This window comes from Paenibacillus sp. FSL E2-8871 (genome assembly GCF_038000345.1).
Classification (GTDB): Bacteria; Bacillota; Bacilli; order Paenibacillales; family Paenibacillaceae; genus Paenibacillus_AQ.
Genome location: NZ_JBBOBV010000001.1, coordinates 2,973,575 through 2,995,876, shown reverse-complemented (window position 1 = coordinate 2,995,876; position 22,302 = coordinate 2,973,575). Strand labels below are relative to the sequence as shown.

Genomic DNA, 22,302 nt, shown 5'->3' with positions numbered 1-22,302 from the left:
CAACATCTACGGTTGAGGCAGCTTTTTTGAATTATTATGGCTTGATTGGCGTCTCCAGTGTCCTCCAATTAAGATGCCAACAATGATCACAAATATAAACAGAGCTCTCAATAGTGGATGCTGCTCAAAAAATGGGGATAGCTGCTGCTCATCTGTAATCATGCTTGAGGCTGTAAACCCTAGGACTGCTGAGCCAATATAAATAATCCATGGATATTTGTTGATTAATTTAATAAAGAGAGTGCTTCCCCAGACCACAATTGGAACGCTGATTAACAGTCCTATGACAACTAGAGAGATATTGTGCTTAGCGACTCCCGCAATGGCGATGACATTATCCAGCCCCATCGCAGCATCGGCTAGAATGATTGTACCCACAGCGGCCCCTAAGCTTTGACCAGCCTTGATATTCGTTGAATTGTTCTCATCTGTTAACAGCTTATAGGCAATTAGAATAAGTAAAATCCCGCCTGCCAGCAGTAACCAAGGGATTTTTAATAACCATACGACCAGAACCGTTGCGAAAATCCGTAATACGACGGCACCTGCTGTTCCAAGCACAATTGCTTTTTTTTGAGTGCTGTTCGGCAAATTACGCGCAGCAAGTCCGATGACTATGGCATTGTCTCCCGCCAGAATGAGATCTAGAAAAATAATATTGAGCAGTGATAATACAAACTCCCATATGGATGTATTCAAGGCATAGTCACCCCTAAAGTTAGTTAAGATGAGCACGAAGATATGCTTAGTTTTGTATACGCAAAAAAAGGGGCATACATGCTTTCATCCTCAAAAAAAGTTGGACAGGAAGCATAGCTTGTCACTTCCGAACATACATGTAGTTACATGTGATTCGGGGAGGTAAAAGCGAATGGAATCATTATTGCTCCTTGGTGAAATATTGATGATCAATCTTGTGCTGAGTGGAGATAATGCTATGGTCATTGCGATGGCCAGTAAGGACCTTCCGGAGAAGCACCGGAAGATTGCGGTATGGTGGGGAGCTGCGGGAGCTGTTATTCTGCGCTGCTTGCTAACTTTTGCTGCGGTATTACTGTTGAAAATCCCTTATATCCAGGCTGGAGGAGGAATTCTGCTGCTATGGATTGCGTTCAAGCTGCTGCTGGAAGAAGAGGAGGACCTTAGAGTCGCGGAAACATCCTCCGTATGGAAATCCATCCGAACGATTCTCGTGGCTGATTTTATTATGAGTCTTGATAATGTCCTGGCAATTGCCGGTCTAGCCAAAGGGGATTTGGCTTTAATTGTCATCGGGATTGCGCTCAGCATTCCGATTGTAGTATGGGGAAGTGGCCTCATTGTGGGGTGGCTGCATAGATTTCCGATACTCGTATTTATCGGCGCTTATATTTTAGCCTTTACAGCAGGTGATATGATGCTTCAGGATGCAAAATTAGGGACAATGCTCTCCTTTTTGCTCCCATCCACGCATTCCATACTGCCGATCGCTTTAGGAATATTAGTAGTTGTTACTGGAGCAATTAAACGAAGAACAACATCAGTAGGTTAATAAATTGCAATAAAAGGCAATACTACAAGGACATCTCCATAAATTGGAATCGTCCTTTTTTGACGTATCAGAAAGTATATATTTGGGGCCCCCGCAAAGTACCTGAGTACGCATCGAAGCAAAGCGCCACTTTGTGGGGATATTTTGCATGGTCAGTGATGGCATTTTGTGTATGTTTCAGATAATATATGAATAAGAATCCTGTCGTTTTCTGGGTATGAGACGGCAAGGTAATGAGGTAGACGTGAATTTGAAGGGATGGGTGAAGGATGTCTTCCAAGAATGACATGAGACTAGGTATATTCATTGTAGCTGCGGGCGTCTTGATTTTATTCGGTAAGCTGGGGGTCTTCGGATTTTTGGGACGAGCCCTTTGGCCGCTAGTGATTTTACTTCCAGGATTGGTTCTACATATGTTATTTTTTAGCCGCCGCGCTTCGGCAACAGTATTGATTCCCGCGGGAATATTAACGGTATATGGTTTATTGTTTGGTCTTTGCAATATATGGGGATGGGGGCTTATGAAATATTTATGGCCTGTGCTTCTGCTCGGCATTGCCGTAGGTCTGTATGAATATTCCATAAATTCTCCAAGACGGTCAGGGGGACTATCTGCAATTGCTGTAATACTAGGCGTTCTAAGCATAGCGCTTTGTATTTTCAGTCTTATGGGTACGGGTGTGATCTATCTAATTGGTATTGTATTCATCGTGGCAGGAATTTGGCTGATTACAGGTCGGGGTAGAACTCGTGGCCGAAATAGATGGTATCGAAGTTAATTAATGTTGGATCTTGTGAAAAAAAACGGAATTTGCCAACTGTTTTTTTCATAAAAAGACTTGCTTTTCATAGTGCTTTCACTATAATATTAATGTTATGTTGAAGCGTCGGCTTTCTGCCTGGCGCTTCTTTTGTGAGACTGCCGTGACATGCTAAGAATTTTAACAGTTTTAATTTGATAAATGAGAGGATTTGGATACAAATCATGCATTCAAGAAAAGATATTCGCAACATTGCGATCATTGCCCACGTTGACCATGGCAAAACAACACTCGTCGATCAGCTTCTTCAGCAATCGGGGATCTTCAGCGCACACGAACACGTACAAGAACGCGCTATGGACTCTAACGATATCGAGCGGGAACGCGGAATTACAATCCTAGCTAAAAATACAGCAATTACTTATAAAGAGTTTTTGATCAATATTGTGGATACACCTGGACACGCTGACTTCGGTGGCGAAGTAGAACGGATTATGAAAATGGTTGACGGTGTATTGCTGGTTGTTGATGCTTATGAAGGCTGCATGCCGCAAACGAAATTCGTTCTGCGTAAAGCATTGGAACAAAAACTTACACCGATCGTTGTCGTGAACAAGATTGACCGTCCAGCTGCTCGACCTAAGGAAGTTATTGATGAAGTGCTCGATTTGTTCATCGAACTTGAAGCAAATGACGAACAATTGGAATTCCCGGTTGTCTATGCATCTGCTCTTAATGGTACATCAAGCATGGTTCCTGAGAAGCAAGATGAGACAATGCTTTCACTTTACGAAACAATCGTTGAGCATATCCCAGCTCCAACTGAAAGTGTAGAAGACCCGCTTCAATTCCTCGTAACGTTGATGGATTATAACGAATACTTGGGTCGTATTGCTATTGGCCGTGTAAACCGCGGTGTGATCAAACAAGGTCAATCTGTAACTGTAATTATGCGTGACGGTAAGAGTAAAACCGCACGTATTGAGAAATTGTTCGGCTTCCAAGGTTTAAAACGTATTGAAACAGAAGAAGCGGGCGCAGGGGATATCGTTGCTATCGCAGGGATCAAGGACATTAACATTGGTGAGACCATTGCTGATCCAGCGAATCCAGAAGCACTGCCTGTTCTTAAGATCGACGAGCCTACGATGCAAATGACTTTCCTTGTGAATAACAGTCCTTTTGCTGGTAAAGAAGGTAAATGGGTAACTTCCCGTAAACTGCGTGAGCGTCTCTTTAAAGAACTTGAGACAGATGTGAGTTTGCGTGTGGATGAAACGGATAGTCCTGATGCATTTATCGTTTCTGGACGCGGTGAGCTTCACCTTGGTATTCTGATCGAGAATATGCGTCGTGAAGGTTATGAAATGCAAGTTTCTAAACCACAAGTAATCATTAAAGAAATCGATGGTGTTAAATCGGAGCCACTTGAGCGTCTTATGATTGACATTCCTGAAGAAAGCATGGGCTCTGTTATGGAAAGTCTGGGCACTCGCAAAGCCGAAATGGTCAACATGATTAACAACGGTACGGGTCAAGTACGTCTGGAGTTCCTGATTCCTGCACGTGGTTTGATTGGTTACAACACTTACTTCTTGACTTTGACACGTGGTTACGGTGTTATGAACCATGCTTTTGACAGCTATGCTCCACTGGTTGCTGGTCAAGTTGGCGGACGTCATCAAGGTGTGCTTGTAGCCAGTGAGACTGGATCAACAACACAATATGGAATAGTGGGCGTTGAGGATCGTGGTATTCTCTTCTTGGATGCAGGTACAGAAATTTATGAAGGTATGATCGTAGGCGAGCATACCCGTGATAACGATATTATCGTTAACATCTGTAGAGAAAAAGCACTTACCAACATGCGTACCTCAGGTAAGGACGATACTGTAAAAATGAAGACACCACGTACCTTCTCTTTGGAAGGCGCACTTGAATATTTGAATGATGATGAATATTGTGAAATCACACCTAAATCCATTCGCTTGCGCAAAAAGATTCTGAACAAAGGCGAACGCGAACGTGTAGAGAAGCAACGTAAAATGGCACAAGCAAACGCGTAAGATCAGCTTATTATAGTAAAGAGCCGTCGGAGGTTTAACTTTCGGCGGTTTTTTTTATAACAAAAACTTCCCTTACTGATGATATAATGTAAACGTATCTTAAATTTGGGAGGAGTGCGGTATCTATGCAAGTCTGGTTTGCTGAGCATCCAATCGTCGCTTATATTGTTATTTTTATATTGCTTACATTTGTGTATAATCAGGTATTTCGTGTGAATCAAAAGTTATCGATTGGCAAAGAGATTATGCTGTACATAATGATGGCAATCGGCTCCGGCATGCTCCTCATTTTTCAACATGATAAGCTACCGATCATTCAGTGTCTGCTGGTCGCCGTCGGATTAATGCTGATGGTACGGATACGTTATATCGTAGAAGCTCGACAGAAGAGAAAGGCTGCAGCTGCAGCAAAAAGACAGTAATCGAAACTTTTACTGCTTATGCAACGTCTATTTAAGTGTAGCAATTTTAATTCCAAATGAAATGAAGAGGACTTTATTCTACTATGAGTACACGAAACAGCAGTTTACCTCCACGAGCAAGTGGTCAACAACCGAATAATAGAAAACAGCCTGTGAAGGGTGCTCCTAAGAAAAAAAAGAAGAAACCGCAAAAGAGAGGCTTTTTTGGCAGATTAGTTAGAATCCTGTTAACCTTACTCATTATTGCGATTCTTGGCGTATTGGGCTACGGGGGCTATCTGTATTGGAAACTTGAAAATGGGGTCTTTAATGCAGGTAGTAAAGGAACGGTTGCCCCAGGACATTCGGCTACAGAAAAACCACTGACGATGCTTATCCTGGGTACGGATAATAGACCAAAACATCAATCTAGATTGACAGATGTTATTATGGTTGCAGCGCTTAATCCTAAGACGAAATCAGCAACCATTGTCTCTCTTCCACGCGATACCTTAGTTGAGCTCAATGGATACAAGCAAACGAAGATTAACGAATTCTATGCTCGCTTTAAGGGGAAAGAAGATTCTTCTGGCATTTTGGCAGAAGATGAGATGAAGACAATGATGGGCAAATATCTAGATATTGACGTAGATTATACAACGATTCTGGATTTTCAAGGCTTCCGCGATGTGGTGGACGAGCTTGGTGGAGTCAAAGTCAACATTAGCGATAATATGTGTTATACAGACAGCGTTGACGGTACGAATATCAATTTGAAAAAAGGTCCGGCGGAGCTTGATGGAGATAAAGCGCTAGATTATGTGCGATACCGTAAATCTAATTGCAAGCCTAAGACTAAGGGTTCAGATGATTTTGATCGGAACAAACGTCAGAATGAGGTCCTTCATTCACTGGTGGATCAGATGCAATCGCTTGGTGGAGTATTAAAAATAGGCAAGGTACTTGACGCAGTGGATAGTAATATGAAGACTGATATCGAAAATTCGCAGATTAAAGATATGATTGCGACTTATTGGAAGATTTCCAAAGATGATATCGAATTCAAGCCCGTGACTGGAACGTGGCGAAGTCCGTATGTATATATTAATGATGAGGAGCTTGAGGCTGCCAAGAAAAGCTTGCAGGATCGATTAGCAGGAGTTTCTGCTAATTCCACTTCAGAATCCACTGAGGCGCCTTAAAGTCCTTAATAACACTTCGCCCTAAAATTGAATGCAAGTTTCAGCCTGTGCTATAATATAATAAATTGAATGAATTTACGCCGCATAGGGGGCCAGTACTTATGTCCGAAGCCGTTGCTCAGCTGAACGAAACCTTGTTATCGATGCTGCAATCGGAAACTTTTGTTCTTCTCAACACAGTTGATGCGGAATCAGGAGGTCCAACGTCCACGGCCATTTCGTGGATTTATGCAGTTAGTCCTAGTACTGTGCGTCTGGCTGTAGATCATCGTTCCAGACTCGTGAACAACATGAAGGTCAACCCGTTAGTAACCGTCACTGTGTTCGGTGAGGGTACTGTCTATGCTATTAACGGCAGTGCCGTTGTAAAGCAGGATCCACTTCAGGATGTACCTTTCAAGATGTGCTGCTTTGATGTTGAAATTATGGCGGTGCGTAACGCGCTTTTTTATGGAGCGCAGCTTGAATCCGCCCCAAGATATGCAAAGGTTTATGATGGACGTGCCGCTGAGAAGCTGGACGGACAAGTATTTGCTGCCATGAAAAAAGCCTAGTGAGAATATCACTGGGCTTTTTTTGTCCTCTACTGTGCATTTTTAATCGGCTTAGTATCTTCTGGCAGCTGCGGCATGATTCGACCGATGATATCAGCCAGTTCGGATGAGAATCCGGAAATTGGATGTCCCTGCGAGATATGACGGCTCATGTCCGCTAAGCGGCTGGAGAGATCCATATCGGCAGTGACAAGTGCACGTACACTTCTCGGGTCTTTGCGGATAGCTTCCGCTACAGAATATTTAATGCTTCCAACACGTGATCGGTCTAGAGAACCTTCTACGTCAAGACCTACAATGGCTACCTTGTTCATGACTACACAGTGTGCACCATTCACACCAGGAACTCTTTTGGCCAACTGTTCAAAATGGTCCTTAAGTGCAATTTCACTTTCGCCCTTAACACTGACGGTGTGACCAGCTTTTGAGGTGGCCTTAGGATTAGTTGCATCATCGTTGGCCAATTGCCGAACCTCATGGTTTCCCGTACCCTTTACAGCATTCGCAGATTGTTTATTCTGAGGAGAGGGTGATGTCTTTTTATTAGCGATACCGCAGCTTGTCAATAGCAGCAGTACCAGCAACAGACACATTGATTTTCTCATATGTGATTACTCCTTTCAGCCAAGATCGTTTCTGTACCTTATCTTTTCCCTTGGCGGAAAGAGTTATGTATGATCAATCAAACCAGGCGCTGTGGAGGGGATAATATGAACAAGATATTTGTGCTAGATACCAACGTGCTTTTGCACGACCCCAATTCGATTTTCTCTTTCAAGGAGCATGAGGTGGTTATTCCGGCGGTTGTGCTGGAAGAAATCGACTCCAAAAAGCGCAACGCTGACGAAATCGGTCGAAATGCCCGCACGGTTTCCCGATTGCTCGATGGACTTCGTGAGCTAGGTCATTTGCATAGTGGTGTGGAGCTGGAGCATGGAGGCAAGCTGAAGGTAGAACTTAACCATCGCAGTTTTGTGAAGGTACAGGAAATGTTTGGTGAGGTATCTAACGACAATCGGATTTTGGCTGTAGCTCTCAACTATTTAATCGAAGAGAAAGAGAAGCCTGATCCGCGTCCCGTAGTGCTTGTGAGTAAGGATGTGCTGGTCCGTATTAAAGCGGATGTGCTAGGAATTACGCCAGAGGATTACTTGTCAGATCGCACTGGAGATTTAAATGAACTTTACACTGGTTACCAATCTCTGCAGGTACATCCGGCATTGATTGATGAATATTACAGTCACCGCTCTTTAACGGTTAAACAGCTCGGGTTGTCGTATCCGTTGTACCCTCATGAATTTGTGATCCTCAAGGATGAGATAGGCACGGGCAAATCAGCTCTTCTCAAAGTGAATAGTGATGCGACCCGTCTGGAGCCGCTTTATCTGGGCAATGATTCAGTTTGGGGGATCAGCGCCCGAAATGCTCAGCAACGAATGGCATTGGAGCTGCTTCTCAATGATGAAATCCCGCTTGTAACCATTACGGGTAAGGCTGGTACAGGGAAGACATTATTGGCGCTTGCTGCCGGACTATTCAAAGTTGAAGATGAGCATAAATACAAAAAACTGCTTATTGCTCGTCCAGTAGTTCCTATGGGTAAAGACATTGGTTATTTACCCGGAGAGAAGGATGAGAAGCTCAGACCCTGGATGCAGCCTATTTATGATAATCTTGAGTTTCTGTTCGACACCAAAAAAGCTGGCGATATCGATAAAATCTTAATGGGCTTAGGCAGCATACAGGTAGAAGCCTTAACTTATATTCGTGGCCGTTCAATCCCTGCGCAGTTCATTATTATTGATGAAGCTCAGAACCTTTCCCGTCATGAGGTGAAGACAATCGTCTCCAGAGCGGGTGAAGGAAGTAAAGTGATTCTTATGGGTGATCCGGAGCAAATCGATCATCCGTATCTGGATGCTGCGAGTAACGGACTTAGTTATATTGTTGAGAAGTTTAAGCAGCAAGGGATTAGCGGACATATTACTTTGGAAAAAGGCGAGCGTTCCCGCCTAGCCCAATTGGCAGCGGATCTTCTCTAACCTATTCCTATCTTCAATCTCAGCCGGGAGAAGCATAACTCCCGGCTTTTTCCTGCCCGCCCAGAAACGGCGGAGGAATTTAGTAGGCTATGATACATAAATGGAGAGCGATTAGCGGAGGGAGAGGAATTGTTCTGGAGAAGCGACAGCGCTCGCCTTTGTCTTCAGATTTATACCGATAAGATATATAATCAATAAATCTGGGGACAACAGCGATCGGAAGAATAATCCGCACACGGAGCGCCCTTCGCACACCAAAGAATTATGCACGAATAAACTCCTCCGTCGTTTCCCCTATATAATAGAAAGAGAACGTTTTCACATTCTAAAGACAAGCAGCGGAGGGTTTGGTAAAATAGGGGTGACGAATCATGGGGAAGGTGGGGAATTGTGCTGAAACGCAAAAATTATTGGCTGCTTTTTGCAATTTTACTACTATCGCTGACAAGCTTGTCACCCAGTATGGAATTGAGTACCAATAACGACCCACATCCTATGAAAAAACCACAAAGTCAGTCGACAAACCCCTCTTCAGGGGAAGAGGGAACTATAGATAGCCTGCGCATAACAGTATCGTTAAATAGTGAGGAATTCAATGAACTGGAGCTTTTAAGCAATCGTTATACTTTAGAAAGTGGAGTAAAGGTAATATTAAGAAATATTGATAGCGAGGATGCAGACGAAGTTTTGAAGCGTGATCTAACCATCGGGGATAGCCCGGATATCGTTATGGCGGATGGACGAAGTATTCTCGACTGGGCTACACGTGGATATTTATTGCCGGTGGATGTGTATCAGAGCATTCCGGGAACTGCACCGTTAACTCAGTTAATCCCATGGATGCAATGGAACGGATATAATTGGGGAGTGCCGCTGGATATCGACCCTTATGTACTTGTTTATTCACCACAGCGTCTTGCGGAACTGGGATTCACTACCTTACCAAGAAGTCTGGAACAGTGGAACACATTGCTTCAAAATGTGCTTAAAGAGCAAGGAAAATATTTGCTCGCAATGGATACACGTAATCCATATGGATTGTCCGCTGTTATGGAGAGTATGAACAGCAGCTTGCTATCGGATAACCAAGAAGTGATAAATTGGACTCAGAATGCTCGCAGTTATTTTTACCTTACCAGTCGATATAACAAAGATGTTTGGGATATGATTCAGAGCGGAAGCGTTGCTGTTGCAGCTCTACCGCTATCTGAGTGGAAAAAACATGGGAATTCGTCTTTAGTTGCTGAAGCACCACTGACCGCAAGTAACGGGAGAGGACTTGAATCTTATTACAGCCGTTCCTTTGCACTTCCAGCTCAATCCCCAAATCCAAAGGAAGCCGTGAATTGGCTGACGTTTATCACTTCTGAGGATTCTCAAATGGATTGGCTGGAGAACACGGGAAGCCTGCCTGCGCTGGATGTCCTATATCGTTCAGAGCATGATTTCAAATATAGGCTTCCTTTTGGAGTCGAATTATTACTGACAGAAGAAACCGCCCTGGAGGTCGAATTCCAAGGCGGCTGGAGTAAGATTGTTGAAGCAGTATCCTTACTGCTTACAGGAAAAATGGATGCGGCCGGGTACAAAGATTTCATCAAGGAAGGCTTAGAATGAGATAGAAAGTTTAACTTGGAGGACGCCTTCTTTACTATCTACTTCTGTGGCGCGGAGGAAAGAAACGATTTTTCCAGGGTAAAAGCCTAAATCAAATTCCTCCTCAAGTGTTCTTCTAGTGGTATCAGGTAATTCGAGACCATTAAATACAACATGATCTACTTGGAATATAAGTCCGTTGATGGGTTCTTCCTGTATGATGTAGTGACCGGTTAATGAAAGGGCTAAAGCTCCACTTTTTCCTGTGGCAGTAATCGTTCCGTCATTAAAATGAAATGCGAAATCGTTAAATAGCTTATTCTGGGACTGAAGGAATTCGTTTAAATCCTCTTCCTTCAGATTCAGAACATAAGTCATCCCCTTACGAGTAAGAACTCCCTCTCGATTCTGGACAAACTGCGGTAATTTATTCATTGCGGAAGACAATGCTTTGAAGTAGGTCTTTACCTCGCGCAAACCAATATTCTCCCAATATAATGTGAATTCTTGAAGTAGAGCGCTCATATTATCAGGATCACTACTGTCTTTAATCCCGCCTTCAATTTCTTTATTGAGCGCGGCTACCCGAATTTTCTGTTCCTCCAGAGCGGTTCGCAGCTGTGCAAGATCCTTCGAGCTGCGCTGTGCAGTCTGGAGGGTCTTCTTTAGATTCTTATATTGGTCCTCGTATTGTGTGAGAATGTTGCGGTCATTTCCGATAATAATTTCATAATAATCAAATAGTGCCAGAAATCTGCTAATGCTCTTCGCGGATAGAAATGCGGTCAAGAGACCGTCTCTATCCCCCATATAATAAGAACGAAGGACCGCGCCTGCACGCTCTTGTTGGTTTGCGATGGCAGATTTTTTCTGGATAGCTTGCTCTTCTAGGTAATCTACCTTTTCTTCAAGCGCTTTTTGTTCAGCTGTAATCTTGATGATCTCCCGTTCGATTTCTGCGGAAGATAAGGTCTGCTCCAGAAGTTTACGGGTTTCTTCATTATCTGGTATAGAGGAATTGAAAAAAGAACCGCTAGGATCGGCAGACAGGTACATCGTAGATTGTAACGGAAACAATGTACAGCAGAAGAGAATTAGTATGGTTGCCATCATGCGGCTTTGGGCATTGCGGGAGCGCACCACACCACCACCTTTTTTTGAAATTTAAGATAAAAATTTATCTGTTTCACTCCATAAATCATCCTTCTATTTCTCGTAGAAACGGAAACTGTCTGTAAAAGACGGCAAAACCGGTTCTTCCTGAATGGATATATGTATGTACTAATAATATGTTTAACCCTTCTAAAATAGCATACATACAAAAAATCCCCACAAAGTGAGGCTATCCTTCAATGCGTACACAGGTATTTGAGGGACCTCATATATAATATATTAACTGATAAACAAAAAAACGGAAGTGATCCTTATTAGATAAGGACCTCATCCGCTTCAAGAGAGCACTGCAATTTATAGTGGAAGACCCATTTGAAAGATCGTCCAATAGCTGAAACCGGTGAAAGTCAAAATCATGTATGCCCAGAAAAGTAGGACATAAGTTTTTTCAGTAAACTTCAAATAACCGAGAATTACGAAAAAAGCGGTTTGCAAAAAGAAAAGCAAGGCCATTTCTGTCAGACCTCCGGCGAAAGCCATCAATCCAATAGCCAATGTAAAAAAACCTAATACCCGAAACATGCGGTCCAAGAGAGAGTCCCCCTTCCAGTATGTATCTCACGAATATTCCTTCGACTTATTATACCCGTTCAGTAAAAATGTGTAAACGAATTCATTGAAAAAAATACACTAATCTTGAAAAAATGTGATTTTTATAATTGACTGAAGTGATTAGTGCTTGAAAAAAGAGAATTTATTACTTAAAGCGTATGATGTGGGCAGATAATGGAAATACAATTTAGTATCAAATAGATTCTATGAACTCTATGAGAAGCATAGAAATGGAGTAAGCAGCTTTTATCCCTATTCACTACCCGGCAGAGCTGTCGGTTATGGAGATGGTTATTTCAAGATGTTGTTAGGAGGTTTGGTTGGATGACAGCCGTTAGACAGGATGCTTGGAGTGCAGAAGATGATCTAATACTGGCAGAAGTAACCTTGCGCCACATTCGGGAGGGCAGTACACAACTTGCTGCTTTTGAAGAAGTGGGTGAGAAAATCGGCAGAACGTCGGCTGCTTGCGGATTCCGCTGGAACAGCTGTGTTCGAAAAAGCTATGAAGGTGCAATTGGAATCGCTAAAGGCCAACGTCAAAAGAGAAGTTACCTGAAAAAGCAACCGTCGGTAAGAGGAGCGCAGGTAGCGGGTCTGATTCTCGGGGATACCGATGAGGAATTCGGACGAGGCGAAGGATTAAGTGAAAACACATTATCCATTGATGCGGTTATACGTTTCCTGAGACAATGGAAAGGTACGATCCAGGAGGCAGGACGCCAGCTGAAAATGCTGGAGAGAGATTTGCGCGAGAAGGAAGATGAATTAACAGAATTAAGATCTGAGAATGAGCGGTTGTCAAAAGAGGTTAATCTTGCTCAAAGTGACTACCGGGTAGTCAATGATGATTACAAAGCTTTAATTCAGATTATGGATCGTGCGCGTAGGCTAGCTTTCTTAAACGAAGAAGAAGAAGAAATGAAGACTCGTTTCAAAATGGATGGGAACGGAAATTTAGAACGTATTGAATAAAAGATAGGCAAACTAAAACACCCGTAAGTGGTTCGCTTTATTAGCGCCATTTGCGGGCGTTTTGGTTTTGTATTGTCATTTATGGAGGACGACAACGGCGGTTCTTCTTGGTATATTAAGGCTATACTTAGAAAAATTGCGCTTGAGATCAACAGGAGGATCAGATGAAAATCGATATAATCGGTGCGGGTTCACTTGGGCTGCTTTTGGCAGGGAGGCTGACCCAGTCCGGGAATGAAGTGAGATTGTGGTGTCGAGGGGTAGAGCAGTACCGGAAATTAAAAGATGAGGGCTTAACTGTGAGCTATGAGGATGGGCGCGATCCAATTTCGATTTCGGGGGATCGATTTGTGTCCGCACCAATAGAGGGATTTGCAGATGCCTATCTCCGTGAGCCCAGTGATTGGATCATAGTAACGGTTAAACAGGACATACTACATAATGTTTTACCTGAATTTCTAGCCCCTCTTAGGGAACAACAGGTACACATCATTTGTTTTCAAAATGGCATTGGACATATGGAGATGCTCAGTAACTTGCTGCCGAAAGCAAATTTATATGCTGCCGTAACAACAGAAGCTGCGAAGCGAAAGTCTTTAACTGAGGTCATTCATGCAGGTGCGGGGGAGGTATGGATAGGGAAATGGAGCTTAAAGAATGGACAAGCCCATAGTATACATACTGATTTACAAGTGAATTATTTAATAGAAGTTCTCATTATGGCAGGATTCTCAGCCTTTTTGTCGAATGAAGTGGATACCATGATTTACCGGAAGCTCCTAATCAATGCCGTTATTAATCCGCTCACAGCGATTTGGCGTATTCCAAATGGTGAACTGCTTGCTTCAGAAGAGCGCCTGCAGTTAATGAGAGAACTTTTTAGAGAAGCTACTATGGTATATGATGCCTGCGGAATTACTTATGATCATGATGCGTGGGATAACATCCTTAAAGTGTGCAGGACAACGGCTGGCAATACTTCGTCCATGCTGGCAGATGTTCTAGCTTCAAGAAGCACAGAAATTCATTGGATCAATGGAAGTCTTGTAGAAATGGCAGAACGCACTGGAACATTGGTTCCTTTACATCGCTTGATCTGCCAATTAGTTGAGGGAATATAGGTATGATCTCGGAGGAGAGGTGAAGCTATGGGATTGCTGATGAATTCGGTCGGTACTTTAAGTTTGATTCCAATAATACCGTTTTTAATTGTTTATTTCATTGGAAGAGGCTTAAAAAAAGATAAAAAGAAAACTTTTATGCTCGCTATGGACGTGACTACATTTTTTTTATTATTATCGGTCTCCGCATTATTTAACAACTTGTTTAATAACGGTTTTGGGTTTTATCTTATACTACTTATTGTATTAATATCCACTGGATTGATTGGAGGCGCTCAGAATCGACTGAAAGGAAAAGTAGATGGGAAGCGGTTATTTCGGGCAGTTTGGAGACTTTCCTTCTTTTTTATGAGCGTCGGATATTTATTATTTATGTTTGTAGGGCTAATTAAGTACATATCACAAGCGATGTAATGTTCCACTGCTCCGGTGAAGCGGCAACGTCACAAAAGTTTAAAGTTTTAATAAAAAAAGAATTTTCTGAAAACATACCACTAGATTTTTTTGACCACTGGTTGTATAATCATAAACCATATACCACATTCTATTTAGGGGGAACTGCTAGATGAAGAAGAGTAAAAGTCTATTGCTAATGCTTGCATTAGTACTTGTTATCGGCACAGTGCTTGCTGGCTGCGGCGGAAACAACGCGAACAGCGGCAATAAAGGTAACGCTGGTAACACTGGTAACACGGCAACTGGTAATGCGGCTACAGAAGAGAAATTGGCTGCGGACCAAACATTGAGAATCAACCTAAGCTCTGAGCCTCCGACATTTGATCCAGGATTGGCACAAGATAGCCAAGCTAACACAGTCCTGAAGACTATGTATGAAGGTTTGACTCGCATGAATGATGAATCTGGTCAAGCTGAACCAGGTGTTGCTGAAAGCTGGGACATTTCTGCTGACGGTCTGGTATATACTTTCAAACTCCGTGATTCACAATGGAGCAACGGCGATCCTGTAACAACAGAAGACTTCGTTCGCGCTTGGAAACGCGTGCTCGATCCTGCTGCTGCATCTGCAGCGCCTTACGCTTATCAATTGTACTACATCAAAAACGCTCAAAAGTATTACAACAAAGAAATTACAGATTTCAGTCAAGTTGGTGTCAAAGCGGTTGATGAGAAAACTCTAGAAGTTACTCTTGAAGCCCCAACTCCATACTTCCTTGGATTGCTTTCCTTCTATACTTATTACCCAATTCACAAATCCACTGAGGGTAATGCTAAATGGGCAACAAGTAAAGACAGTATGATCGTTAACGGTGCTTTCACTCTTACTGAGTGGACTACTGGACAAACGCTTGTTGTATCTAAAAATGATAAATATTGGGATAAAGATGCCATTAAACTTAGCAAAATCGACTTCTCCCTTGTAAACAGCGGTGCAACTGAACTACTCAGCTACAAGAATGGTGAATACGATCGTGCCGGTGGACCAACTGGTGAAATTCCATCAGAACAAATTCCAATCGTGCAAAAAGAACTTCCAAAAGAATTCAGCCGTAAAGGTATTGCTTCCGTATACTACTACGAATTCAATATCACTGAAAAACCTTTCACAAACGCTAAAATCCGTAAAGCTCTTGCAATGTCCATTAACCGTCAAGCTTTGATTGACAATGTAGTACAAGGTGGACAATTCCCAGCATTCGGTTATGTACCTCCGGGTATCGCTGGTGCTGATGGTGAATACCGTACAGCAGTTAAAGATAACTACTTCACTGAAGATCTAGAACAAGCTAAAACTTTGCTTGCTGAAGGTCTGAAAGAAGAAGGTATGGATAAACTGCCTACATTCTCTTTGACTTACAACACAAGTGAAGGTCACAAGAAAATCGCTTTGGCGATTGCTGATATGTGGAAAAACAATCTTGGTATCGACGTACAAACCGTTAACCAAGAGTGGGCTGTATTTATTGAAAACCGTCAAAACCTGAACTACCAAGTTGCACGTGCTGGTTGGACTGCGGATTACAATGATCCAATGACTTTCCTTGATATGTGGGTAACAGGTGGCGGTAACAATGATACTGGTTACGCTAACCCTGAGTATGACAAATTGATCAGCGAAGCTAAAGCAAGTACTGACTTGAAAGTACGTCAAGACAAGTTTGCTGCAGCTGAGAAATTGCTCATCGAGCAAGATCAAGTTTTGATTCCTTTGTACTACTACACTAACAACTCCCTGACTAAAGAGTACCTCAAAGGTGTTACTCTTGACTTCAGTGGTGCAATTGACTTGACTCGTGGATACTTGCTTGAGCACTAAGATTTAGCTCATGTAATTTAAACAGAATAGTTAGTTGACTGAAGTAACACAATACTTCGGGATATATATGTGGAACTCCATATATATCCCTTTTTTTTGTATTTCCGTCTATTTGTTATTTATTGTTATTTATAACATATTTAGAAAATGGACAAAAATCCGTTTTTTTCATAAAATCAATATAATGCTCTCAAAAAATTTGTCGGAGGAGGTGTGATGGGGATGGTTCGTTATGTCGCAAATAAATTCTTCTATATGTTGGTTTCATTATTTGTACTGATTTCAGCAACTTTTTTCTTGATGAAAGCTATTCCAGGGGATCCGTTTACTTCTGAGAAAAAAGTACCGCCAGAAATTAAAGCGCGTTTGATGGAGCAATATGGTCTGGACAAGCCGCTCTCTCATCAGTATTTTAAGTATTTAGGTGATATTGTCCAAGGTGATCTGGGTGTATCCATGAAACGCCTGAATCAAGATGTATCACATTTGATCGGTCAAACCTTTTCAGCGTCGCTGAAGCTGGGACTCGTCGCAATTGTTGTGGCGGTTATTGTTGGGGTTCTTCTCGGCATGTTAGCGGCACTCTATCACAGAAAGTTTCTTGACAGCGCCGCGATGGTGTTGGCAGTTCTGGGGATTGCGGTTCCGAGCTTTGTAGTCGCGTCATTATTACAGTATGTGTTCGCTTTCAAATTGGGTTGGGTACCGGTTTCAGGTTTTAAAGGGCCAATCTATTATTTCCTACCTGTAGCAGCGCTCTCGGCGCAACCAATAGCATTTATAGCTCGGTTGACCCGTTCAAGTATGCTTGAAGTTCTGAATGCGGATTATATCAAAACGGCTAAGGCTAAGGGATTAAGCTGGATGGCAATTCTGAGCCGCCATGTACTTCGTAATGGTATCCTGCCAGTTGTTACTTACATGGGTCCTATGACAGCTAACATCGTAACTGGTTCGGTTGTTATCGAGCAGATCTTTGGTGTTGGGGGTATTGGTAAACAGTTCGTGGAAGCGATTGGTGTCCGTGACTATACCGTTATTATGGGGATAACCATTTTCTATGGTGTACTACTCATGGTGGCCCGTTTCATTACTGATATTGCTTATGTATTGATTGACCCACGTATGAAATTAAGTGGAGGAAAGGAGGGCTAAAGAGTGGCATCTGATAATAACTTGTTAAAGAACATGAATCTAAAACCGGAAGACTTTCAAAAAGTCGGTGTAGATGAAAAAGAAGCCGAGGTAATTCAGCGGGAGAGTCTCTCTGCCTGGAAAGATTCTTGGCAACGGTTGCGTCAAAACAAAATGGCGATGACCGCGCTTGGGATTCTAGGCTTGATCGTGCTTGCAGCGATTATCGCTCCTTTATTCTCGAAATATAACTATTACTCCAATGACTTGATGAATACCAATAAGCCCCCTTCCTCCGATCACTGGTTTGGAACGGATGATCTTGGACGTGATATTTTCGTTCGTACTTGGTACGGCGCACGGATCTCCTTGATCGTTGGTCTAGCTGCGGCAGCCATCGACTTGTTTATCGGTGTTATCTATGGAGGTATTATGGGCTTCTTCGGCGGCCGTGTAGATAATATCATGAACAAATTCTCTGAAATTTTGTACTCCATTCCTTATCTGCTTGTTGTAATTTTGCTTTTGGTTGTGCTTGAACCAAGTCTTGGTACCATCATCCTGGCCTTAACCATCACGGGTTGGATTACGATGTCGTGGATTGTACGCGGTGAAATTATGCAGCTTAAGAATCGCGAGTTCGTATTGGCTTCTCGTTCCATGGGTGCAGGTTCTGCGAGACTGTTGTTCAAACACCTTCTGCCGAACGCAGTGGGTCCGATTATTGTAACGATTACACTTTCTGTACCAAATGCAATTTTTGCTGAGGCTTTCCTAAGCTTCTTGGGTCTTGGTGTACAAGCTCCTATCGCTTCACTTGGATCTATGATTAACGATTCACTCACCGGTTGGTTGTACTATCCATGGCGCTTCCTGTTCCCTGCCATTCTGATCAGTTTAACCATGCTTTCTTTCAACATTTTCGGTGATGGTCTTCGTGACGCGCTTGATCCTAAGCTGAAAAAATAGGAGGGTTATGGATGGAACCTATTTTACAAGTCAAAGATTTGCATGTTTCGTTTTTTGTTAAAGGCGGAGAAGTGCAAGCTGTCCGTGGTATGAATTTTGAAATTGGCAAAGGTGAAACGGTTGCCATCGTCGGCGAGTCCGGCAGCGGTAAGAGTGTAACTGCACAATCGATTATGCGGTTGATCCCTTCCCCACCCTCTAAAGTGAAAAAGGGAGAAATTATTTTCCAAGGACAAAATCTGCTAGACAAAAGCATGAAAGAAATGGAATCCATTCGCGGTAAAGATATTGGCATGATTTTTCAAGACCCGATGACTTCTTTGAACCCAACCATCAAAGTGGGCAAACAGATCACTGAAGTTTTGATTAAACATCAGAAAATGTCAGCGGCCGAAGCGAAAAAGCAAGGTATTGAGATGCTCAAATTAGTTGGCATCACAAATGCTGAGGCTCGCTTTAACCAATATCCCCACGAGTTTTCAGGCGGTATGCGCCAGCGTGTAATGATTGCAATCGCGCTAGCCTGCCGTCCGGCTTTACTCATAGCGGACGAGCCTACAACGGCTCTTGACGTAACCATTCAGGCGCAGATCATGGAAGTTATGAGAGAGATGCAGCAAAAACTAGGTACCTCCATCATTTTGATTACCCATGATCTTGGCGTCGTTGCCGGTATGTGTGATCGGGTTATTGTAATGTATGCAGGTGAAGTTGTGGAGACCGGAACAAGATGGGAAATCTTTAAGAATCCACAGCATCCATATACCAAAGGTCTGCTGCGCTCGATGCCGCGTCTGGACCAAAAGAAGGGCGAGCCGCTCATTCCGATCATCGGCACACCGCCAGATCTGATCAAGCCGCCGATCGGCTGTCCGTTCACCGCGCGTTGCAATGAAGCAATGCATGTTTGCGAACAAATCGATCCCGGCGCCACAGAATTCAGCGAAACGCATATGGCGCGTTGCTGGAATCTGCATTCGATGGCCAAGGAGGTGCAGTACTCTTGAGTAAGAACCTAATAGAGGTAGAAGGTCTTAAGAAATATTTTAATGTAGGTCAAGGCAAGGTTCTTAAGGCTGTTGATAATATTAACTTCTCCATCCGTGAGGGCGAGACGCTTGGAATGGTAGGGGAATCCGGTTGTGGTAAGACTACTGCTGGACGTACAATTCTTCGCTTGTATGAGCCAACTGCCGGAAGTGTGAAATATAATGGTACAGACATTTATAAATTGCCTTCTAACAAAATGAAAGCAATGCGCCGTGACATGCAGATGATTTTCCAAGATCCGTACGCATCACTTAACCCGCGTTTTACGGTTTCTGATATCATCGGCGAGGCACTGGACATTCACGGAATGGCTGGCAGTCGTGCAGAACGTAAAAAACGGATCGAAGAGCTGCTCGATATGGTTGGTCTTAACCATGATCACGCTACTCGTTATCCGCATGAATTCTCTGGTGGACAACGCCAACGTATTGGGATTGCCCGTTCGTTAGCGGTAAATCCTAAGTTCATCGTTTGTGATGAGCCGATTTCCGCGCTTGACGTATCCATTCAGGCTCAGGTCGTAAACTTGCTTAAAGAATTGCAAGATCGTCTGGGATTGACTTATCTTTTCATCGCGCATGATCTGTCCATGGTTAAACATATCAGTGATCGCGTAGCAGTTATGTATTTGGGTAAAATGGTAGAATTGGCGGAAAGTGAAGAGCTTTATGCAAATCCTATCCACCCTTATACCAAATCTCTCTTGTCAGCTATTCCAATTCCGGATCCGGAAATTGAAGTGAACAAGAAACGTATTCACTTGCATGATGAGCTTGGTAGTCCTATTTATTCTGCTAACGAAAAGAGCAATGATAGTGACTTTGAATTAGTAGAAGTATCCAAAGGACACTGGGTAAGCAAAAAATTTGCTTAAATCTATAGCGAGTATTAGACAGGCGGGAGCGTTATGCTCTCGCCTCTTGTATGTAGTGGGGATATTTAATAATCATTTTAATGGATAAGAAAATAAAACGGCTGCTCTTGCATTGCTTTTTTGCAGGTATGTAATTCTTTTGACGCGGCCCCTGACTTTGGATACAATCATATAGAGTTTACGAACTTGGATTTACATATAACTGCTCAGTAGAACTGGAGGCACTAGCAAATGAATATTGTTAAGGAACCGCTCCCGGGTGGATCTGCACTCGCGCGCGACTATATAGAAAATTTTGAGAAGGTTAGTCATTTGTATGGTGGGGATTTCCGAAGCAAAGAGAGTCGAAGCATTCGGGCAGAATGGCTGGATCGTAGTGATGGTCTCCGTGCAGACCGGACACAAGTTGCTGCATGTCTACGGCAATATAATGAAAAGCATAATTCACATGATGCGGTGATGTCTTCACTGGCACTTTTAGAACAGCCGGGAACGTTAGTGGTTACTGGCGGACAGCAAAGCGGATTATTTACAGGACCACTACTTGTAGTATATAAAGCAATGACAACCATTATGGCGGCAAAAGAAGCAGCAGAACAGCTCGGTCGGCCTGTAGTCCCATTATTCTGGATTGCAGGAGAGGATCATGACTGGGATGAAGTGAATCATACGTATGTATTGAATCGTACGCAAGAGATTACAAAGATTAAGATAGAGAAATCAGAGGAGAAACGATCCTCGGTGAGTAATATTCGTGTAGAAGATGAAAGCTGGCAGCAAGTAGTGGAACAGCTGGATGCGCTACTTCAAGATAGTGACTTTAAACCGCAAATTATGGAATTTATTCGATCTTCTTCGTTTAGAGCAGATAGTATGACGGATGCTTTTGCCAAGCTGATGGGTTCTTTATTTGGTAAATTTGGTCTGATCCTGCTCGATTCTGCTGATCCTAACCTTCGTAAGTTAGAAGAGCCTTTCTTTACTTCGCTAATTATGCAGAATGATGCACTGGAAACAGCGTACATGAATTCTGCTTCTGATATCGTGAACGCTGGGTATGAGCTTCAAGCTGACGTTACGGCAGGCAATGCCAACCTCTTTTATATACATGAAGGTGTACGATTATTGCTTCATAAGAAAGATGGCGTTTTTGCCGATCGCAAGGGCCAGGTATCGTTCACCCGGGATGAACTACTGGAGGAAGTGAAGGTTCATCCGGAACTATTCAGTAACAACGTGCTGACACGTCCGCTTATGCAGGATTATGTGTTGCCGGTTCTAGCAACGGTGCTAGGTCAAGGTGAGATTGCTTATTGGGCCATTCCGCATCGTGCGTTTGAGATCATTGGGGGACAAATGCCCCTGATCATCCCGCGAATGTCTTTCACAGTGGTGGAAGGTACGCTTCATAAGCATATGGATAAATATCAACTAAGCTTTGAGGACGTAAGACAGGGACTAGATCGTAAAAGACATGAGTGGTTGGCTGCACAGGATGAGCTGGGGATTGAACAACGTTTCGAAGAAACTAAAGCTACTTTCTCCGCCATGTACGAACCACTGATTGAGCAGCTTGGAACCATTCAGGCAGGTCTGCTAAAACTAGGGAATAACAATAAAGATAAGATTTTAGATCAGATCACTTTTTTACAAGCGAAAGCCCAAGATGCAATGGCAAAACAGAATGAAGCTGCAATCCGTCAATGGGAGCGAATCGAGCTGTCGTTAATGCCACTGGGTAAACTGCAAGAAAGAGTGTACAATATCATGTATTACTTGAACCGCTACGGACTTCCATGGTTAGATGAGCTGATGGCTATTGAACCGGATTATAGTGGGACGCATCGTATCATTTATATGTAGAGAAGTATTGCTCCATAAAACAAGGAAGTAACGCTCACAAAACTTGGATTATGCTTACGAAGCGAGTTTTACTGCGAAGTAAAACATAGAAGTATCGCTCCATAAAACAAAGCGTATGCTTACGAAGCAAGTTTTGTACGAAGTAGATTCAATGTAGTAACGC

General features: G+C 43.0%; 21 protein-coding genes. 17 read left to right on the top strand and 4 right to left on the bottom strand.

Going from position 1 to position 22,302, the window contains the following annotated elements; translation table 11 throughout:
• Window positions 1–6: 6 nt before the first annotated feature.
• Window positions 7–699 carry a TerC family protein gene (locus NYE25_RS13730; protein ID WP_042190906.1) on the bottom strand — a complete coding sequence of 231 codons (693 nt, stop codon included), beginning with the start codon at window positions 697–699 and terminating at the stop codon, window positions 7–9.
• A 172-nt stretch (window positions 700–871) separates the two neighbouring features.
• On the opposite strand from NYE25_RS13730, the gene NYE25_RS13725 reads away from it, so the two are divergent.
• From NYE25_RS13725 to NYE25_RS13700, 6 genes are all read left to right on the top strand, one after another.
• Window positions 872–1,531: a TerC family protein gene (locus tag NYE25_RS13725; protein WP_076284774.1), complete on the top strand. Its 660-nt coding sequence runs from the start codon at window positions 872–874 to the stop codon at window positions 1,529–1,531.
• A 269-nt stretch (window positions 1,532–1,800) separates the two neighbouring features.
• A complete protein-coding gene (locus NYE25_RS13720; RefSeq protein WP_042190902.1) occupies window positions 1,801–2,310 on the top strand; it encodes a hypothetical protein in 510 nt (169 codons plus the stop codon).
• Window positions 2,311–2,516: 206 nt separating this feature from the next.
• Entirely contained in the window at window positions 2,517–4,358 is a 1,842-nt protein-coding gene (gene typA / locus NYE25_RS13715; protein WP_042190900.1) for a translational GTPase TypA, read from the top strand.
• A 125-nt stretch (window positions 4,359–4,483) separates the two neighbouring features.
• Entirely contained in the window at window positions 4,484–4,780 is a 297-nt protein-coding gene (locus tag NYE25_RS13710; protein ID WP_042190898.1) for a YlaH-like family protein, read from the top strand.
• 83 nt (window positions 4,781–4,863) lie between these two features.
• Window positions 4,864–5,961: an LCP family protein gene (locus NYE25_RS13705; RefSeq protein ID WP_042190896.1), complete on the top strand. Its 1,098-nt coding sequence runs from the start codon at window positions 4,864–4,866 to the stop codon at window positions 5,959–5,961.
• A gap of 101 nt (window positions 5,962–6,062) precedes the next feature.
• Window positions 6,063–6,515, top strand: coding sequence for a pyridoxamine 5'-phosphate oxidase family protein (locus NYE25_RS13700; RefSeq protein WP_076299659.1), 453 nt, complete (start codon window positions 6,063–6,065; stop codon window positions 6,513–6,515).
• Window positions 6,516–6,544: 29 nt separating this feature from the next.
• Here NYE25_RS13700 and NYE25_RS13695 read toward each other — a convergent pair whose 3' ends face one another.
• Complete coding sequence (locus NYE25_RS13695) at window positions 6,545–7,120, bottom strand: YhcN/YlaJ family sporulation lipoprotein (protein ID WP_076299658.1); 576 nt, start codon at window positions 7,118–7,120, stop codon at window positions 6,545–6,547.
• A 105-nt stretch (window positions 7,121–7,225) separates the two neighbouring features.
• Between NYE25_RS13695 and NYE25_RS13690 the strand changes: the two genes are divergently transcribed.
• A complete protein-coding gene (locus tag NYE25_RS13690; protein WP_042190890.1) occupies window positions 7,226–8,557 on the top strand; it encodes a PhoH family protein in 1,332 nt (443 codons plus the stop codon).
• A 390-nt stretch (window positions 8,558–8,947) separates the two neighbouring features.
• Window positions 8,948–10,174 carry an extracellular solute-binding protein gene (locus tag NYE25_RS13685; protein ID WP_076299657.1) on the top strand — a complete coding sequence of 409 codons (1,227 nt, stop codon included), beginning with the start codon at window positions 8,948–8,950 and terminating at the stop codon, window positions 10,172–10,174.
• Here NYE25_RS13685 and NYE25_RS13680 read toward each other — a convergent pair.
• Both NYE25_RS13680 and NYE25_RS13675 read right to left on the bottom strand, forming a co-directional pair.
• A complete protein-coding gene (locus tag NYE25_RS13680) occupies window positions 10,166–11,293 on the bottom strand; it encodes a coiled-coil domain-containing protein (RefSeq protein WP_256716314.1) in 1,128 nt (375 codons plus the stop codon). The two genes, NYE25_RS13685 and NYE25_RS13680, sit on opposite strands and share 9 nt — an antisense overlap.
• A gap of 327 nt (window positions 11,294–11,620) precedes the next feature.
• Window positions 11,621–11,857 carry a DUF2626 family protein gene (locus tag NYE25_RS13675; protein ID WP_042130273.1) on the bottom strand — a complete coding sequence of 79 codons (237 nt, stop codon included), beginning with the start codon at window positions 11,855–11,857 and terminating at the stop codon, window positions 11,621–11,623.
• A 345-nt stretch (window positions 11,858–12,202) separates the two neighbouring features.
• On the opposite strand from NYE25_RS13675, the gene NYE25_RS13670 reads away from it, so the two are divergent.
• The 9 genes from NYE25_RS13670 to bshC all read left to right on the top strand — a co-directional run bounded on the left by NYE25_RS13670 (window position 12,203) and on the right by bshC (window position 22,139).
• Window positions 12,203–12,853 (top strand): RsfA family transcriptional regulator, encoded by a 651-nt coding sequence (locus tag NYE25_RS13670; RefSeq protein WP_042130271.1) that lies wholly within the window; start codon window positions 12,203–12,205, stop codon window positions 12,851–12,853.
• Between the two features lie 164 nt (window positions 12,854–13,017).
• A complete protein-coding gene (locus NYE25_RS13665; protein ID WP_341146119.1) occupies window positions 13,018–13,974 on the top strand; it encodes a ketopantoate reductase family protein in 957 nt (318 codons plus the stop codon).
• A 27-nt stretch (window positions 13,975–14,001) separates the two neighbouring features.
• Window positions 14,002–14,388, top strand: a complete 387-nt coding sequence (locus NYE25_RS13660) for a DUF3397 domain-containing protein (protein WP_042190883.1) — start codon at window positions 14,002–14,004, stop codon at window positions 14,386–14,388.
• Window positions 14,389–14,539: 151 nt separating this feature from the next.
• Entirely contained in the window at window positions 14,540–16,249 is a 1,710-nt protein-coding gene (locus NYE25_RS13655) for a peptide ABC transporter substrate-binding protein (protein WP_076284769.1), read from the top strand.
• 222 nt (window positions 16,250–16,471) lie between these two features.
• Window positions 16,472–17,404, top strand: coding sequence for an ABC transporter permease (locus tag NYE25_RS13650; protein WP_076284768.1), 933 nt, complete (start codon window positions 16,472–16,474; stop codon window positions 17,402–17,404).
• 33 nt (window positions 17,405–17,437) lie between these two features.
• Window positions 17,438–18,352: an ABC transporter permease gene (locus NYE25_RS13645; protein WP_042194363.1), complete on the top strand. Its 915-nt coding sequence runs from the start codon at window positions 17,438–17,440 to the stop codon at window positions 18,350–18,352.
• Window positions 18,353–18,363: 11 nt separating this feature from the next.
• Entirely contained in the window at window positions 18,364–19,359 is a 996-nt protein-coding gene (locus tag NYE25_RS13640) for an ABC transporter ATP-binding protein (RefSeq protein WP_042190876.1), read from the top strand.
• A complete protein-coding gene (locus tag NYE25_RS13635; protein ID WP_042190873.1) occupies window positions 19,356–20,276 on the top strand; it encodes an ABC transporter ATP-binding protein in 921 nt (306 codons plus the stop codon). Before NYE25_RS13640 ends, NYE25_RS13635 begins: the two co-directional genes overlap by 4 nt.
• Window positions 20,277–20,507: 231 nt before the next feature.
• The gene (bshC, locus tag NYE25_RS13630; protein WP_076284767.1) at window positions 20,508–22,139 is read left to right on the top strand and encodes a bacillithiol biosynthesis cysteine-adding enzyme BshC; all 1,632 of its coding nucleotides are present in this window, start codon (window positions 20,508–20,510) and stop codon (window positions 22,137–22,139) included.
• The last annotated feature ends 163 nt before the right edge of the window (window positions 22,140–22,302 follow it).

Coding starts and splice junctions, on each gene's coding strand:
- NYE25_RS13725 (WP_076284774.1), top strand. CDS start 872: ATGGAATCATTATTGCTCCTTGGTGAAATATTGATGATCAATCTTGTG.
- NYE25_RS13720 (WP_042190902.1), top strand. CDS start 1,801: ATGTCTTCCAAGAATGACATGAGACTAGGTATATTCATTGTAGCTGCG.
- typA (WP_042190900.1), top strand. CDS start 2,517: ATGCATTCAAGAAAAGATATTCGCAACATTGCGATCATTGCCCACGTT.
- NYE25_RS13710 (WP_042190898.1), top strand. CDS start 4,484: ATGCAAGTCTGGTTTGCTGAGCATCCAATCGTCGCTTATATTGTTATT.
- NYE25_RS13705 (WP_042190896.1), top strand. CDS start 4,864: ATGAGTACACGAAACAGCAGTTTACCTCCACGAGCAAGTGGTCAACAA.
- NYE25_RS13700 (WP_076299659.1), top strand. CDS start 6,063: ATGTCCGAAGCCGTTGCTCAGCTGAACGAAACCTTGTTATCGATGCTG.
- NYE25_RS13695 (WP_076299658.1), bottom strand. CDS start 7,120: ATGAGAAAATCAATGTGTCTGTTGCTGGTACTGCTGCTATTGACAAGC.
- NYE25_RS13690 (WP_042190890.1), top strand. CDS start 7,226: ATGAACAAGATATTTGTGCTAGATACCAACGTGCTTTTGCACGACCCC.
- NYE25_RS13670 (WP_042130271.1), top strand. CDS start 12,203: ATGACAGCCGTTAGACAGGATGCTTGGAGTGCAGAAGATGATCTAATA.
- NYE25_RS13665 (WP_341146119.1), top strand. CDS start 13,018: ATGAAAATCGATATAATCGGTGCGGGTTCACTTGGGCTGCTTTTGGCA.
- NYE25_RS13660 (WP_042190883.1), top strand. CDS start 14,002: ATGGGATTGCTGATGAATTCGGTCGGTACTTTAAGTTTGATTCCAATA.
- NYE25_RS13655 (WP_076284769.1), top strand. CDS start 14,540: ATGAAGAAGAGTAAAAGTCTATTGCTAATGCTTGCATTAGTACTTGTT.
- NYE25_RS13650 (WP_076284768.1), top strand. CDS start 16,472: ATGGTTCGTTATGTCGCAAATAAATTCTTCTATATGTTGGTTTCATTA.
- NYE25_RS13645 (WP_042194363.1), top strand. CDS start 17,438: ATGAATCTAAAACCGGAAGACTTTCAAAAAGTCGGTGTAGATGAAAAA.
- NYE25_RS13640 (WP_042190876.1), top strand. CDS start 18,364: ATGGAACCTATTTTACAAGTCAAAGATTTGCATGTTTCGTTTTTTGTT.
- bshC (WP_076284767.1), top strand. CDS start 20,508: ATGAATATTGTTAAGGAACCGCTCCCGGGTGGATCTGCACTCGCGCGC.